The sequence below is a fragment of the Streptomyces sp. NPDC003284 genome (genome assembly GCF_053589675.1).
Window position 1 is genome coordinate 600,946 of record NZ_JBSFSI010000003.1, and the last position, 15,573, is coordinate 616,518.

8 protein-coding genes and 1 tRNA gene are annotated in these 15,573 nt (G+C 74.9%); 6 read left to right on the top strand and 3 right to left on the bottom strand.

The window, feature by feature from the left end; genetic code table 11:
- Positions 1-79 precede the first annotated feature (79 nt).
- The 5 genes from tmk (at position 80) to ACWDYF_RS09690 (ending at position 9,497) form a co-directional block, all read left to right on the top strand.
- Positions 80-3,490: a dTMP kinase gene (gene tmk / locus ACWDYF_RS09670; protein WP_389473240.1), complete on the top strand. Its 3,411-nt coding sequence runs from the start codon at positions 80-82 to the stop codon at positions 3,488-3,490.
- Between the two features lie 186 nt (positions 3,491-3,676).
- A complete protein-coding gene (locus ACWDYF_RS09675; protein ID WP_381740824.1) occupies positions 3,677-4,882 on the top strand; it encodes a DNA polymerase III subunit delta' in 1,206 nt (401 codons plus the stop codon).
- A gap of 142 nt (positions 4,883-5,024) precedes the next feature.
- Positions 5,025-6,680 carry an alpha/beta hydrolase gene (locus ACWDYF_RS09680; RefSeq protein ID WP_389473237.1) on the top strand — a complete coding sequence of 552 codons (1,656 nt, stop codon included), beginning with the start codon at positions 5,025-5,027 and terminating at the stop codon, positions 6,678-6,680.
- Between the two features lie 107 nt (positions 6,681-6,787).
- Positions 6,788-6,861: transfer RNA gene (locus ACWDYF_RS09685), tRNA-Thr, on the top strand.
- A gap of 176 nt (positions 6,862-7,037) precedes the next feature.
- A complete protein-coding gene (locus tag ACWDYF_RS09690; RefSeq protein ID WP_389473235.1) occupies positions 7,038-9,497 on the top strand; it encodes a tetratricopeptide repeat protein in 2,460 nt (819 codons plus the stop codon).
- A 13-nt stretch (positions 9,498-9,510) separates the two neighbouring features.
- On the opposite strand, the gene ACWDYF_RS09695 is transcribed toward ACWDYF_RS09690, so the two are convergent.
- Positions 9,511-11,427 (bottom strand): hypothetical protein, encoded by a 1,917-nt coding sequence (locus tag ACWDYF_RS09695; RefSeq protein ID WP_389473233.1) that lies wholly within the window; start codon positions 11,425-11,427, stop codon positions 9,511-9,513.
- 116 nt (positions 11,428-11,543) lie between these two features.
- A complete protein-coding gene (locus ACWDYF_RS09700) occupies positions 11,544-12,503 on the bottom strand; it encodes a D-2-hydroxyacid dehydrogenase family protein (RefSeq protein WP_389473231.1) in 960 nt (319 codons plus the stop codon).
- Positions 12,504-12,885: 382 nt separating this feature from the next.
- On the opposite strand from ACWDYF_RS09700, the gene ACWDYF_RS09705 reads away from it, so the two are divergent.
- Entirely contained in the window at positions 12,886-13,794 is a 909-nt protein-coding gene (locus tag ACWDYF_RS09705; protein ID WP_389473229.1) for a glycosyltransferase family 2 protein, read from the top strand.
- A 20-nt stretch (positions 13,795-13,814) separates the two neighbouring features.
- On the opposite strand, the gene ACWDYF_RS09710 is transcribed toward ACWDYF_RS09705, so the two are convergent.
- Positions 13,815-15,518 (bottom strand): bifunctional 3'-5' exonuclease/DNA polymerase, encoded by a 1,704-nt coding sequence (locus tag ACWDYF_RS09710; protein ID WP_389473227.1) that lies wholly within the window; start codon positions 15,516-15,518, stop codon positions 13,815-13,817.
- Positions 15,519-15,573 lie beyond the last annotated feature (55 nt).

Consider the following 15,573-nt stretch of genomic DNA (forward strand, 5'->3'; position numbering starts at 1 on the left):
GGCATCACACACATGCCGGGGCGCGCGTACGTTCGGGCGGTCGCCACGTCCTGTCGGTGCCTCCCGATAGGCTGAACGCATGACGCGAGCCGAGCAGCCAACGGCCCACACTCCGGCCCCCGACGACGCACTGGTGACGGACTCCCGCGAGCGCGCCGTGCGTGCCCTGCTGCGCCGACCCCAGCTGAAGCGGCTGTGGAGCGCGCAGCTGGTCGCGGGCGTGGGCGACACCCTGGCCCTCCTGGTGCTGGTCGCCCTGGTCCTCCAGGCGGCCGTCGCCCAGGGGTCCTTCGGCGGCGGCTACCGGGGCGCGGCGTTCGCAGTGGCGACCGTCTTCGGTGCGCGCATCGTGGCGACCGTCCTCTTCGGAGCGGTCCTCCTGGGACCGCTCACCACCCTGACCGCACCGGACGGCCCGCTCGACCGCCGCTGGACCATGGTCGGAGCGGACGGCGTACGCGCCGCGCTGCTGATCATCGCCCCGCTGTGGATCGACTGGACCCCGGCGAACGCACCGACGCTCCTCCTGGTCACCGTCTTCGTGACCGGAGCGGCCGAGCGGCTGTGGACGGTGTGCCGGGAGAGCGCGGCGCCCGCGCTGCTGCCCGCCCCGCCCCCCGAGGGCGCCACCGTGCGCCCCCTGCCCGACCACCTGGACGCCCTGCGCCGCCTGTCGCTGCGCACCACCTTCGCGGCGATCCCGCTCGCGGCCGTCGTCCTGGTCGTCGCCTCCCTGTTCAACAACCTCCTGGGCACCGGCGTCGCCTGGTTCGACCAGCACCAGGCCGCCCTCGGCGCGTATGTCGCGGCCGGTCTGTTCGCCGCGTCCCTGTCCGTCCTCACCTACCTGGAGCTGCCCGGCACGCGTACCCCGCGCGCGCGGTCGCCGCTCGAAGGGCTGCGCCGTCCCAGGACGGCCACCGGCGTGGACAAGGGCCGCACCGGCGCCGTCCCGGTGCTCGTGCTCGCCTGCGCCGCCGTCGCCGGGGCGATCGCCGCGGCCGTCGCCGTCTGCGCGCTGCACGCGCGCGACCTGGGCGGCGGCCCGGTGCTCTTCGGTCTGGAGGTGCTCGTCCTGACCGGCGGGGTCGCCGTCGGCATCCGTACGGCGCCCAAGGCGCTCGTCACGCTGTCGCGGCGCCGGCTGCTGGCGCTGGCCCTCGCCCTCACCGGCATCGCCCTGCTCGCCGCCGGGCTGGTGCCCGACGTCACCACGGTCCTGCTGCTGCTCGCCCTGGCCGGGGTGAGCGCCGGCACCGCCGCCAACGCGGGGCACACCGTCCTCGATCTAGAGACCGAGGACCAGCGCAGGCCGCGCATGGCCGGGCATCTGCACGCGGTGGTGCGGCTCGTGGTCGCCCTCGCCGCGCTGTGCGCTCCGGTGGTCGCCGCCGGTATCGGCCCGCACCGGCTGGAGAACGGCCGGTTCGTCTTCGAGCACGGCGGCGCCGCCTTCACCCTGATGCTGGTCGGCGCGCTGCTGCTGCCGGTGGCCGCGCTGGTGCTGGCCAAGGTCGACGACCGCTCCGGCGTTCCGCTGCGCAAGGACCTCTTCGACGCCCTGCGCGGCGGCGACGACCCCGTGACGGTGCCCGCCGCGACCGGCTTCTTCATCGCCCTGGAAGGCGGCGACGGCGCGGGCAAGTCCACCCAGGCCGAGGCGCTCGCCGACTGGATCCGGGCCAAGGGCCACGAGGTCGTCCTCACCCGTGAGCCGGGCGCCACGCCCGTGGGCAAGCGGCTGCGCTCGATCCTCCTGGACGTGTCCTCCCAGGGCCTGTCCCACCGCGCCGAGGCCCTGCTGTACGCCGCCGACCGCGCCGAGCACGTCGACACCGTCGTACGGCCCGCCCTGGAGCGCGGCGCCGTGGTGATCAGCGACCGGTACATCGACTCGTCCGTCGCCTACCAGGGCGCGGGCCGCGACCTGTCCCCGACGGAGATCGCCCGTATCTCGCGCTGGGCGACCGACGGGCTGGTGCCCCACCTCACCGTCCTCCTGGACGTCTCCCCGGAGACCGCCCGCGAGCGGTTCACGGAGGCGCCCGACCGGCTGGAGTCGGAGCCGGCCGAGTTCCACGCGCGCGTGCGCTCCGGATTCCTGGCGCTGGCCGCCGCCGACCCCGGCCGGTACCTGGTGGTGGACGCCGGCCAGGAGCCCGAGGCGGTCACCACCGTTGTCCGGGCCCGGCTCGACCAGATGCTGCCGCTGTCCGAGGCCGAGGTGAAGGCCCAGGAGGAGGCACGCCGCAAGGCTGAGGAAGAGGCGCGCCGCAAGGCGGAGGAGGAGGCCCGGCGCAAGGCCGAGGAGGAGCGCCTGGAGCGGGAGCGCCAGGAGCAGCTGGCCCGGCTGCGCGCCGAGGAGGAGGAGCGCAAGCGCCGCGAGCTGGAGGAGGCGCAGCGTCGCGAGGCCGAGCGCCAGGCGGAGGAGGCCAGGCAGCGCGCCGAGGAGGCGCGCCGCCGTGCCGAGGAGGAGCGCGCCCGGCTGCTCGCCGAGGAGCAGGCGCGCGCGGAGGCCGAGGCCCGGCGCAAGGCCGAGCAGGAGCGGCTGCGCAAGCAGGCCGAGGAGGAGGCCCGGCTGCGGGCCGAGGCCGAGGCGCTGCGCCTGGAGAAGCAGAAGAAGGCCGAGGAGGCACTGCTGCGGGCCGAGGAGGCCCGGCGGGCGGCCGAGAAGGCCGCCGCGGCGGCGGCCTCGGGCCCGCGCCGCCCGGCCCCGCCCGCCGCGGCCGCCGTGCCGCCGTCGGACGCGGTGACCGTCCCGACGCCGGTGGTGTCCCCGGCCGACGCGCCGGACACCTCCGAGGCGACGGACGCCCGCTCCTCCGCCCCGGCGGGCGCCCCGGCGGACGACGAGACAGCGGTGCTGCGCGCGGTGCGCGCGGACCGGAGCGATGCTCCGGGCGCGGGTTCCGACGCCCGGGAACCGGGTGCGCGGGGTGCTTCCCGTGGCGCTGCCGGAAGGGACGCCGAGCCGGAGGCCGAAGCGGAGGCTTCCGAGGCGGAGACCACGGCCGAGCTGCCCCAGCCGGGGCTGTCCGGCCCGCCGCCGGCGCCCACCGGCCCGGCGGACGAGACGGCGGTGCTGCCGCAGATCCGCGCCGACGACGACGGTGAGGGCGCCGGTACCGGTGGCTCCGGCGCAGTCTCCGGCGCGTTCTCCGGCGCGGCCGACGAGACCGCGGTGCTGCCGCCGGTGCGGGACGCGGCTCCGGCGGACGTCCGGGGCGGCGACATCACCGACCGGGTCCCGCCGGGCTTCTTCCGGGACGAGCGGCCGACGCCTCCCGTACGGCCCGACGGCTCCGACGACCGCACGCGCGAGCTGCCCCAGGTCGAGGCAGACACCGGCACGCGGCGGCGGCCACGGCCGGACTGGGCCGAGGAGACACCGCTCGACGACCTGCCGACGCTGGCGGACGAGCTGCTCGGCCCGCGCCAGGACGGGCAGGAGGAGTACGACGACGGCCGGGGCCGCGGGCGCCGGGGCTGAGGACGACGGTCGGGCCGCGGGCGCCCGGGGCCGGCCGGGACCGGCGGCCTCGCCGGTCCCCGTTGTCAGTGGGCACCCGCACAATGGATCCCGCACCACCACGAACAGGACGCACACGAACAGGACGAAGGCGCGGCGAGCCATGACGAGGGCGCGGCGGACCGCGGCGGAAGGGCGGCGTGACCCATGAGCGTGTGGGACGACCTCGTCGGGCAGGAGAAGGCCGGCGAACAGCTGGGCGCCGCTGCCCGGGACGCCGACGCCCTGGTGACGGCGGCCGCCTCCGGAGCCGCACCGCCGGAGGCGTCGAGGATGACGCACGCGTGGCTGTTCACCGGGCCGCCCGGCGCGGGGGTCGTCCGGACGGCGCGGGCCTTCGCCGCCGCGCTCCAGTGCGTCAGCCCGGACCGCGCCCTCGGCGGGGCCCCCGGCTGTGGCTTCTGCGACGGCTGCCACACGGCGCTGATCGGTACGCACGCCGACGTCTCCACGGTCGCCGCGGTCGGCACCCAGATCCTCGCCGACGACATGCGGGACACCGTCCGCAAGTCGTTCACCTCACCCGCCAACGGCCGCTGGCAGGTGATCCTGGTCGAGGACGCCGAGCGGCTGAACGAGAAGTCGGCCAACGCCGTCCTGAAGGCCGTCGAGGAACCGGCTCCCCGTACGGTGTGGCTGCTGTGCGCCCCCTCCATCGAGGACGTCCTGCCCACGATCCGCTCGCGCTGCCGCCACCTGAACCTGCGCACCCCCTCGGTGGACGCCGTGGCCGACATGCTCGTACGCCGGGACGGCGTCGAACCCGGCGTCGCCGCCGCGGCCGCGCGCGCCACCCAGGGGCACGTCGACCGGGCCCGCCGCCTGGCCACCGACCCGGCCGCGCGCGAGCGCCGCGCCACCGTGCTGCGGCTGCCGCTCCGCCTCGACGACATCGGCGGCTGCCTCAAGGCCGCCCAGGAGCTGGTCGACGCCGCGGCGGACGACGCCAAGGCCCTCGCGGAGGAGACGGACGTCAAGGAGACCGAGGAGCTGAAGGCGGCGCTGGGCGCGGCCCAGGGCGGCCGGCTGCCGCGCGGCACGGCGGGTGTGATGAAGGACCTGGAGGACAAGCAGAAGCGCCGCCGCACCCGCACGCAGCGCGATAGCCTCGACCTCGCCCTGACCGACCTGACCGCCCTCTACCGCGACGTCCTCGCCCTCCAGCTCGGCTCGCGGGTGGCCATCGCCAACGTGGACGTCGAGGACACCCTGGACCGGGTCGCCCGGGGCAGCACCCCGGAGTCCACGCTGCGCCGCATAGAGGCGATCGCCGCCTGCCGTGAGGCCCTCGACCGAAATGTGGCCCCGCTGCTCGCGGTGGAGGCGATGACGATGGCCCTGAGAGCCGGCTGACCGGCCCGCCCGACGGACTCGACGGACCCGACCGACGGACCCGACGGACCTGTCCCACCGCCCACAGGGGGGGGCATCACTCGTACGGGGCACGACACGCACGTAGCGCACCCGCACCGTCGCGCAGAGTTACGCTCGCCAGATGTACTTCAGGCGCGCCCCTCGTCCGAGCACTCCTCCCGACACCTCTGCGAACAGCTTTCCGCCCGCACCCCGGCCCCGCCCCGGCGGCTCCCGCCCCGCTCTCCTCGTCCTCCTCTCCGGGCTCTCCGCCGCCGCCCTGCTGGTCTCGGGCTGCTCCGCGGGCGCGGCGCGGCAGCAGCAGGCCGCTCCGGCGGCGGACGCGGTGCTGGCCGCGCTGCCGCGTTCCACCCCGGCCGCGCTGATGCCGTACTACGAGCAGAAGCTGACCTGGCGTGACTGCGGGGCGCCCGGCTTCCAGTGCGCCACGATGAAGGCGCCGCTCGACTACGCGCAGCCCTCCCAGGGCGACGTGCGGCTGGCGGTGGCCAGGAAGAAGGCCACGGGGCCCGGCAGCAGGCTGGGCTCGTTGCAGGTGAACCCGGGCGGACCGGGCGGCTCGGCCATCGGCTACCTCCAGCAGTACGCCGGCCTCGGCTACCCCGCCGAGATCCGCGCCCGCTACGACATGGTGGCGATGGATCCGCGCGGCGTGGCCCGCAGCGAGCCCGTCGAGTGCCTCGGCGACCGGGACATGGACACGTACACGCAGACCGACGTCACGCCCGACGACCGCAAGGAGACCGACGCGCTGGTGGGCGCGTACCGGAAGTTCGCCGAGGGCTGCGGCGCCCATGATCCGCGGCTGCTGCGGCACGTCTCCACGGTCGAGGCGGCTCGCGACATGGACGTCCTGCGCGCGGTGCTCGGCGACAAGAAGCTGACGTACGTGGGGGCGTCGTACGGGACGTTCCTGGGGGCGACGTACGCCGGTCTCTTCCCGGACCGGGCGGGCCGCCTGGTGCTGGACGGCGCGATGGACCCGTCCCTGCCGGCGAGCCGGATGAACCTCGACCAGACGACGGGTTTCGAGACCGCCTTCCAGTCCTTCGCGAAGGACTGCGTGCGCCAGAGCGACTGCCCGCTCGGCGGCCGGGGCACCACACCGGCGCAGGCGGGCGACCGCATGGCGGCCTTCTTCCGCAAGCTCGACGCCCACCCGATCCCCGCCGGTGACACCAAGGGCCGCAAGCTCGGCGAGGCGCTCGCCACCACCGGGGTGATCGCCGCGATGTACGACCAGTCGGCCTGGCCGCAACTGCGCGGCGCCCTGAACGCGGCGATGAAGAACAGCGACGGCGCCCCCCTGCTGGCCCTGTCCGACAGCTACTACGAACGCGACTCCAGCGGCCGCTACAGCAACCTGATGTACGCCAACGCCGCCGTGAACTGCCTCGACCTCCCCGCGGCGTACTCCACCCCCGCCGAGGTGGAGAAGGCCCTGCCCGCCTTCGAGAAGGCGTCCCCCGTCTTCGGTCGGGGTCTGGCCTGGGCCTCCCTGAACTGCGCGTACTGGCCGGTGAAGCCCACCGGCGGCCCGCACCGCATCGAGGCCAAGGGCGCGGCGCCCATCGTGGTGGTCGGGACCACCCGCGACCCGGCCACCCCCTACCGCTGGGCCCAGGGCCTGTCCGCCCAGCTCGCCTCCGCCCGCCTCCTCACCTTCGACGGCGACGGCCACACCGCCTACGGCCGCGGCAGCCGCTGCATCGACGCCGCCATCGACACCTACCTCCTCCGGGGCACCCCGCCCGCCCAGGACAAGCACTGCTCCTGACCACCCCGTACCCGCCCCGGCCCCCGTCCCCGGGGCGGGTACGAAGCACCCCCGGAAACTGTGTAGACTTGCCGACGTTGCCGATCGCACCATGGTGCGGCCAGCACGCCGCTTTAGCTCAGATGGCCAGAGCAACGCACTCGTAATGCGTAGGTCTCGGGTTCGAATCCCGAAAGCGGCTCCCTTGGGAAGAAGCCAGGTCACCTCGCGCGTGACCTGGCTTTTTTGTTGTTTTGAGGGGGCGTGTCGGGCAGGGTGTGGTCGCCGGTGGGGGTCGGGGGCGGGGTGTTGTGGGCTTCTGGTGTGTCGGGGGCGGTCGATACGATCTGGCTCACCGGCGAGTTGGGGGAGTCTTGCGTGGAACCCTTCATGGGAGTGGTGCTGTCGGCCGTCGGGACGGTCGCGTCCGGCGCGTTGTCCGGTGCGGGCGGGGAGATGGGCAGACGCACCTCGGAGACGCTCTTCGGGCTGCTGAACCGGGCACGTGACGAGCAGGGAACCGCGGCCGTCGCGCCGGGACGGGCCGGGGGCACCCGGGCGGACGGGGCCACGGGCGGCGGGCGGGCGCCGACGCTGCCGGTGACCGAGTCCGAGCAGCGCGCGGCGGCGTTATGGCTGACGGAGGTCGCACGCCGGTCGCCCGACTTCGCCGATGAGGTGGCTCGGTGGCTCGACGAGGCGGCCTCGCTGGTGCCGGGAGGCGGCAGCGGCGGGGCTCACGGGACCGTCCGCCCGCGGATGCTGCCCCCGGCGACCGGAGTGTTCACGGACCGGGAGGACCTGACGGCGTCGGTGACCGCGCTGCTGGAGGAGACCGGCCGCACACGGGGCGCCCCGGCGGTCGCCGTACTCAGCGGTCCGGGCGGCATCGGCAAGACCGCGGCCGCGGTCAACTGCGCCCACGTCCTGGCCGACCGCTTCCCGGACGGCGCGCTGTACGTGGACCTGGCCGGTGCCTCCGCCGAGACGGCACTGGCGCCGTCCGACGTGCTGGTCCGCTTCCTCGAACGGCTCGGGACGCCGCCCGCCGCGGTGCCCGGGGACGAGGCACGCCAGCGTGACCTCTACCGCGACCGCACGGCCGGCCGACGCCTGGTGATCGTGCTGGACAACGCCCACTCCGACGCCCAGGTCCTGCCGCTGCTCCCGGCCTCGCCCGACTGCCTGGTCCTGGTGACGAGCCGACGCCGGCTGGACCGGCTGGTGGCCGGAACCGGGGCGCGGCACCTCACCGTCCCACCGCTCACCCCGGAGGATTCGGTGCGCCTGCTGACCCGGATCGTCGGGGACGAGCGGGCGGCGGGCGCGGAGGCGGGCGTGCGGGCCGTCGCCGAAGGGACCGGCGGGATCCCGCTGGCCCTGTGCACCACCGGCGCGCGCCTGGCCGTACGGGAGCACCTGGCGTGGGAGCGGGTGGCCCGGCAACTGTCCGAGCGGCGTGCGGGATCCGGCGGCGGGGACGGCCAGGAGGAGGGCGCGGCGATGCCGGAGGGGACACCGGGGGACCCGGTACGGCTCGCGCACGACGGCGCGTACCGCGAACTGGCACCCGAGTGCGCCGCCCTCTACCGGGCGGTGGCGGTGTGGCCGTGGCCGACGGTCACGGTGCGCTGCGCGGCACTCGCGGCCGGCGTCGAGGAGGGCGACGCACGCCTGCTGCTCGAACAGCTGGCGGATGTGCACCTGCTGGAGGAGGTGGCGCCGGAGCGCTACCGGTTCCATGACGTGTCGCGTGCGTTCGCGCACGACCTGGCGGTCGCCGAGGACGGGCACGGTCGGATGGCCGCCGCGGTGCGCCGGGTCGCGGTCGGGCAGCTCCGGTTCGCGGCGGGCGCCGACCTTCGGGTCATCCCGTCCCGGTGGCGGCTCGGGCCCGCCTACGCGGCGCTCGGCCGGCCGGAGAACCGCGACCCGGAGGACGGCGGGCGCGCGCTGCGGGAACTGCGCGAGGAGCGCGAGAACCTGGCGGCGGTCGTCCGGGCCGCCGCGCACCACGGGTTCGACGATCTCGTGTGGCAGCTGTGCGAGGCGATGTGGGGGCTGCATCTGCGGCTCGGCTTCCACGAGCAGTGGGTCGACACACATTTGCTGGGCGTGGAGGCGGCCCGGCGCAGCGCGGCCGAGTTCGGCGACCGGCGGGCCGTGGGCCGGGTGCTGGTCCAGCTCGCCTTCGCCTACATGGGCCTCGGCCGCGCCGCCGACGCGGAGCGGGCCCTGGCGCAGGCGGTGGCGGCGGACGCGGACTGCGGACACCACCGCGGGCAGGCGAGCGCCGTCGAGGCACTGGGGCTGCTCCATCTGAAGCAGTGGCGCTGGGCGGAGGCCGAGGAGAGCTTCATCGAGGCCGGGCGGGTCCTGAGCAGGATCGGACAGAACGACGAGGGCCGGGAGGACCTTCCGCGGGCCCGCGCGCTGCTGGAGCACCACACCGGCCGGGCGCAGGCCAAGCAGGGCCGGTTCGATGAGGCGGTCGACAGGTTCAACACCGCGCTCGTGCAGTTCCGCGATCTGCCCGGGGGCGCCGACCGGTACAACGAGGGCCGGGTGTACATGAGCCTGGGCGAGACGCACCTCGCCGCAGGGTCCGTGGAACACGCCCTGGTGTGCCTGGACAGGGCGGTCGACATCATGAGCGCGGAGGGCGCCGAGCCGCAGCACGCCTACGCGCTGGAACTGCGGGCCGACTGCCACCGTCGCTCCGGTCGGGTGGAGGACGAGCGTGCGGACCTGCGGGCCACCGTGCCGCTCCACGAGCGCGGCGGTGACCAGCCCGCCCTGGCCCGCGTGCGCGCCCGGCTGGCCGAGCCGGAGGAATGACCGCGCCCCGCGCTCACTGCTGCGGGTGCGGGTGCGGGTGCGGGTGCTCCAGGGGGTCGATCCGTACGCGGTGGGTCGTCCTGCCGGTCCGTACGACGATCTCGGGGGCGGCCTCGCGCGCGGGCCTGCCGGCGGCGGCCTCACCGGTGGCCCACGCGTACAGCGCGGACGCGTAGGCCGCCGGATCGCACAGGTCGGCTCTGCCGTCCGGGGCCGTGGCCGCCGTCAGCCGCAGCAGCGCGCCCTCGCGGGTGCCGACGACACAGCGGTCGATCCCGTCGACGTAGACGGCCAGACCGCAGTACGGGTACCGGGCGAGTGCCTCCGCCACCCAGGCGCCCGGCGGTCCGACCCTCGGGTCGTCCGCGCGCCCGCGGCGCACGACGATGTCGGCGATCCGCAGCCGCCCCGCGTGCTTCGTGTCCTCGTCGACCACGGTGTGGGCGGCGGTCTCGCACTCGGTCCCTGTCTCTGTCCCGGACATGGTCCCTGTCCCGGACACTGTCTCGGTCTCGGTCTCGGGATTCTCCTCGGTGGTGGCGCGGCGGACCACCGCGACCTCCGGCGGACCGGTGCCGAGCAGCCGGGTCAGGACCCGGACCGGCGCGGTGCACCGGTCCGGTGTGTACGGGGGCAGCGGCAGCGGGTCGAGCAGGGCGGGCCGTCCGCTGGGCTCGGGCAGGTCCATGAGGCCGTAGAACAGACGGCGCAGCAGTGGGCCCGACTCGCCCGGTGACGAGGTCGTCTGCGCGGCCAGCCGCCGGTACCGGTCCGGCCCGTGCGCGGCGATCACCTGGTCGATCTGCGCCCGCAGGGCTCCCTGGCCGGTGCCGTGCCGGACGAGCCGGGGAGCGGTGCGCACCAGGGCGGCGACGGGGGAGTGCGGGTCGAGGGCCTCCTCGGGGAAGGCGCCCAGAAGGACGGGGACGCCGATGGACGCCGCGTAGTACGTCACGCTGCCGTGGTCCCCGATGACGCAGTCGGCGGCGATCAGCGCCTGGCGCCAGCCGTCGAGCGGCGGGATCGTGTCCAGACCGGCCTGCCGGGCGTGGTCCAGCCAGGCCCGGACCTGCCCGGGGCCGTGGCCGTGCCAGATGTTGGGATGCAGCACGGCCGTCACGCGGTACTCGTCGGCGGGCAGTTCGGCGGCCAGCCGGGAGAGCAGCCAGGGCAGCAGGTCGTCGGCGTCGGCCGGTGCGGCGCCCTGCCCGGTGGTGTCACCGAAGAGCGAGCGCGCCGACCAGGTCGAGTTGAGCACGATCAATCGGCGGCCGGGACCGACGCCCAGCGCGCGGCGGAAACTGTCGCGGCGCGGGAGGGCGGCGAGGATGCGGTCGTAGCACGGGTCTCCGGCGAGGACCGCCGTGGGCGCGGCCTCCGGGCAGTACGCGCTCAGCCGCTCCAGCTGCTCCGGGTGGGAGAGCACCGTCGCGGTCGCCAGCGGGCGCCGCCCGTCATCGAGCAGCCATTCCGGCGACATACCGAAGACCGGTGCTCGGTGCTCGGTGCTCGGTGCTCGGTGCTCGGTGCTCGGTGCTCGGTGCTCGGTGCTCGGTGCTGCCAGCTTCTTATTGTATCCGACACCATGTGACAGAACCACCAATTTCCCCTGGAACGCCTCCAGTTCGCCCCCATAACTTGCCGTGATCGCCAGGTCGAAGTCCGTGTCCTTCGCCTGTGCCCAGGGGAGGACGGGCAGGCCGGATCGGGTGAGGAGTTCGGGTACTCCGGCGAGGAAGGGGGAGGAGCCTGTGCAGGTGGCGAAGAGCTGGACGCGCAGGTCGCCGTCGAAGAGCGGGAGGGTGTCCAGCAGGCGGGTCGCCGAGGTCACGTTGTGGACGATGAACAGGACGCGGCGGCAGCCGGTGCGGGTGATCCACCGCTCGGCGTCCTCGCCCACCGGTACGCGCAGCCGCGCCACCCCGCCCATGTCCGCGCCGGCCCCTTCCCCCGCTCGTCGGTCCGTACGGCGATCCGCCGGGCCGTCAGCCCGGTCGTGTGTCTGTCGGTTGATGTTATCGAGCGGGTGGGTGGCGCCGGGTGCGGTCAGCCGAGGAGGCGGATCGGGGCTCCGGCCAGGTACGCCTCGATGTCCTCGACCGCCTGGCCGTAGTAGCGGGCGTAGTTCGCCCGGGAGACGTAGCCGAGGTGCGGGGTGGCCAGCAGGCGCGGGGCGGTGCGCATCGGGTGGGTGGCGGGGAGGGGCTCGGTGTCGAAGACGTCGACGCCCGCTCCGGCGAACCGGCCCTCGTGCAGGGCCGTGAGCAGGGCGTCCTGGTCGACGATGGCGGCGCGGGAGGTGTTGACGAGGTAGGCGGTCGGCTTCAGCAGGGACAGTTCACGGGTGCCGAGGAGGCCGCGGGTGCGGTCGCTCAGGGCCAGGTGGACCGAGACGAAGTCCGCGGTGGACAGCAGATCCTCCTTGCTCGGCGCCAGGGCCACGCCCACCTCGTCCGCACGTTCCTTCGTGAGGTTCCGGCTCCACGCCGTGACCTCCATGCCGAAGGCCAGCCCCACCTGCGCCACCCGGCTGCCGATCTTGCCGAGTCCCAGCAGGCCGAGGCGCCGGCCGTGCAGGTCGGCGCCCACGGTGGACTGCCAGGGGCCGCCCGCCCGCAGAGAGTTGTTCTCCTGGACGATCCCGCGGGCGAGGCCGAGCAGCAGGGCCCAGGTCAGTTCCACCGGCGGAGTCGACGAGCTCTCGGTCCCGCACACGGTCACGCCGTTCGCCCGTGCCGCCGCGTGGTCGATCACCGAGTTGCGCATACCGGAGGCGATCAGCAGCTTCAGGCGGGGCAGCCGGTCGAGGAGGGAGGCCGGGAAGGCGACCCGTTCGCGCAGGGTCACCACGATGTCGGCGTCGGCGAGCGCCTCGGCCAGGGCGTCCTCCGTGGCGAAGTGCTCGTCGTGGGCGACGACTTCCACCCGGTCGTGCAGCGGTGACCAGTCGGCCGCGGTGGTCGCGGCGTTCTGGAAGTCGTCGAGTACGGCGCAGCGCAGGCGCATGGGTGCTCTCCCCCTCGGTTCGGTGGCTGGGTCCGTGTGCGGGTGTCGGGTGCCCGGTCGCCGTGGATCTTCAGGAGTACCGCAGGAACCGGTGCGAGGTACACCGCGGGCCGCGGGACGCACCCCGGTGGGACGGGAAACCCGGGCACGCAGCCCCGCCACGCCGTGTCAGGGTTACGGGCCGAGCTGAGGCAACATCGTCGTGAACGAGGAGCGGAACGAGCGGAATCAGCGGATCGTCCTGAGACACGGGCTCGGGCGCCGCCGGTGCGGATGGAGTGAGCGGAACGTGACGACAGGGGCGGCCAGGGCAGAAGAGGCGGCAGGGGCAGTAGAGGCAGTAGAGGCAACAGAGGCGCAAGAAGCGGAAGTAGCGGTAGGGGTGGGAGCGGGGCGAACGCGCGAACCGCGGATCGCCGTCGCCGTGGTGACCATGGGCAACCGGCCCGACGAGGTCGACGCCCTGCTGAAGTCCGTCGCCGCGCAGGATCTCGCGCCCGCGCGCATCGTGATCGTCGGCAACGGCTGCCGGCTGCCCGAGTTCGCCCGGCGGCTCTCCCTGCCCGGCGAGGTCACCACCGTCGAGCTGGACGAGAACCTCGGCTGTCCGGGCGGACGCAACGCGGCCCTCGCCCGGCTGCGTGAGTTCGGCGACGTCGATGTGGTCGTCGACCTCGACGACGACGGGCTCCTCGTCGACGTGGACGTGCTGCGCCGCGTACGGGACCTGTACGCCGCCGATCCCCGCCTCGGCATCGTCGGTTTCCGCATCGCCGACGAGAACGGCGAGACCCAGCAGCGGCACGTGCCCCGTGTCGGCTCCGCCGACCCGATGCGCGGCGGGTACGTCACCGGCTTCCTCGGCGGCGGGCACGCCCTCGGCATGCCGATGCTCGAACAGACCGGCGACTGGCCCGCGGAGTTCTTCTTCGCGCACGAGGAGACCGACCTGGCCTGGCGCGCCGCCGATGCCGGATGGAAGATCCTCTACGCCCCCGAACTGCTCCTGCGGCACCCGAAGACCTCGCCCGCCCGGCACGCCATCTACTACCGCGTCACCGCCCGCAACCGGGTCTGGCTGGCCCGCCGACGGCTGCCCCTCGCGCTCATCCCGGTCCACCTGGGCGTATGGGCGCTGCTCACCCTCGTACGCACCCGGTCGGCCGCCGGGCTGCGGGCGTGGCTCGGCGGGTTCGCGGAGGGGCTGCGCCGCCCGGCGGGGGAGCGGCGGCCCATGCGCTGGCGGACCGTGTGGCGGCTCACCCGGCTGGGTCGGCCTCCGATCATCTGATCAAGGCCGTCCCCGCGGCGTCACTTGGCGTCGGCGTAGCACTCCACCACCGACATCGTGAACGGGAACCGCACCGGCGTCGGGCCGAAGGTGAGCCGCCCGGCCAGCTCCGCCGCCTCCCGTATCGCCGCGGCGACGGAGTCGGCCTCGTGCGCCGGGCAGTGCACGATCACCTCGTCGTGCTGGAAGAAGACCAGCTCGGCCGTCAGGTCCCGGCAGGCGCGGCGCAGCGCGGCGAGCAGCAGCAGCGCCCAGTCGGCCGCACTGCCCTGGACGACGAAGTTGCGGGTGAAGCGGCCCCGGGCGCGGGCGTCACCCGACGCGTACCCCGGGGTCCAGCCCTGGTCGGGGCTCCGGCCGGTGTCCTGCTCGTCCGGATCGTCCTGGGGGAGGCCGGCCTCCTGGGTGGCCTCGTCCGTCGCCCCGGCCGCGGGCGGACAGGTGCGGCCCAGCCAGGTCCGTACGAGCCGCCCCTCCTCACCGGCGCGCGCGGCCTCGTCGACATAGGCCACCGCGCGGGGAAAGCGGCGGCGCAGCGCGGCGAGGTTCTTCAGGCCGTCCCCGGAGGTCTGGCCGTAGACGGCGCCGAGCACGGCCAGCTTGGCCTGGGCGCGGTCGCCGGAGAAGGCCCGGTCGGACACCGACTGGTAGAGGTCGTCGTCCCGGCCCGCCACCTCCATCAGGCCCGGGTCGCGGGAGATCGCCGCCAGCACGCGCGGCTCCATCTGCGCCGCGTCCGCCACCACCAGCCGCCAGCCCGGGTCGGCGACCGCGGCACGCCGGATCACCTTCGGGATCTGGAGCGCGCCCCCGCCGTGGGTCACCCAGCGCCCGGTGACCGTGCCGCCCGCCAGGAACTCCGGGCGGAACCGCCCCTCCCGCACCCAGTCCTGCAACCAGGCCCAGCCGTGGGCGACCCAGATCCGGTACAGCTTCTTGTACTCCAGCAGGGGGGCCACGGCCGGGTGGTCCACGGAGTGCAGCTCGTGGCGGCGCGTCGATCTGACCCTGACCCCGGCCCGCGCGAAGGCCCTGACGACCTCGGCGGGCAGGTCGGGCCGCACCCGGTGGCCGAAGGCGGCGGACACCTCCTCCGCCAGCTCGGCCAGCCGCCGGGGCTCGCCGCCGCCCGCGTACCGCTCGCCGAGCAGCTCGCGCAGGACCCCGCGGTGCACGTCCGCGTCCCACGGCAGGCCCGCGCGGTTCATCTCGGCGGCCACCAGCATCCCGGCCGACTCGGCGGTGGTCAGCAGGTGCATGCGGTCGGGATGAGCTGTCCTGCCGTGCCGCCGCTGCTGCTCGGCGTAGACAGCGAGGAGATCGGACAGGGGCAGGTGGGTGCCGCGCGGTTCGAAGAGGGGGGACTGCGAACCCGGCTCGGCGGCCCGCTGCGGCGGATCGCGCGGTACGGGGCCGCCGCGCAGCCGGGCCAGGGCCGCCGCTGCCGAACGGGGCTCGCCGTGCCGTCCCTCGTGGCCGAGCAGCAGCGTCTCGGCGTCCTCGATGTCGTAGCACCGCTCGACGCGCACGCCCGCGTCGAGCAGGCGCGGGTATACCTCGGCGGTGGAGCGCCACACCCAACGGGTGACGTGCGGTCTGCTCCGTACGGACTCGGCGAGGTCCGGCTCCCGGCGCACCGGGCCCGAGGGCAGCCCGTCCGGGCCGAGGGGGGCGACGTCGGCGCCACCGTCCTCGGCCGGAGCGAGAGCCCAGCGGTCGGTCATGCCGAGAGTCTCGCAGGCACCTGTGACAATCGGCCGGACCTGTGGACGGACGGAA

Bases quoted from the DNA above. Each gene is read 5' to 3' on its own strand.
- ACWDYF_RS09710 (WP_389473227.1), bottom strand. From the start codon at position 15,518: ATGACCGACCGCTGGGCTCTCGCTCCGGCCGAGGACGGTGGCGCCGAC.
- ACWDYF_RS09675 (WP_381740824.1), top strand. From the start codon at position 3,677: ATGAGCGTGTGGGACGACCTCGTCGGGCAGGAGAAGGCCGGCGAACAG.
- ACWDYF_RS09700 (WP_389473231.1), bottom strand. From the start codon at position 12,503: ATGCGCCTGCGCTGCGCCGTACTCGACGACTTCCAGAACGCCGCGACC.
- ACWDYF_RS09695 (WP_389473233.1), bottom strand. From the start codon at position 11,427: ATGGGCGGGGTGGCGCGGCTGCGCGTACCGGTGGGCGAGGACGCCGAG.
- tmk (WP_389473240.1), top strand. From the start codon at position 80: ATGACGCGAGCCGAGCAGCCAACGGCCCACACTCCGGCCCCCGACGAC.
- ACWDYF_RS09680 (WP_389473237.1), top strand. From the start codon at position 5,025: ATGTACTTCAGGCGCGCCCCTCGTCCGAGCACTCCTCCCGACACCTCT.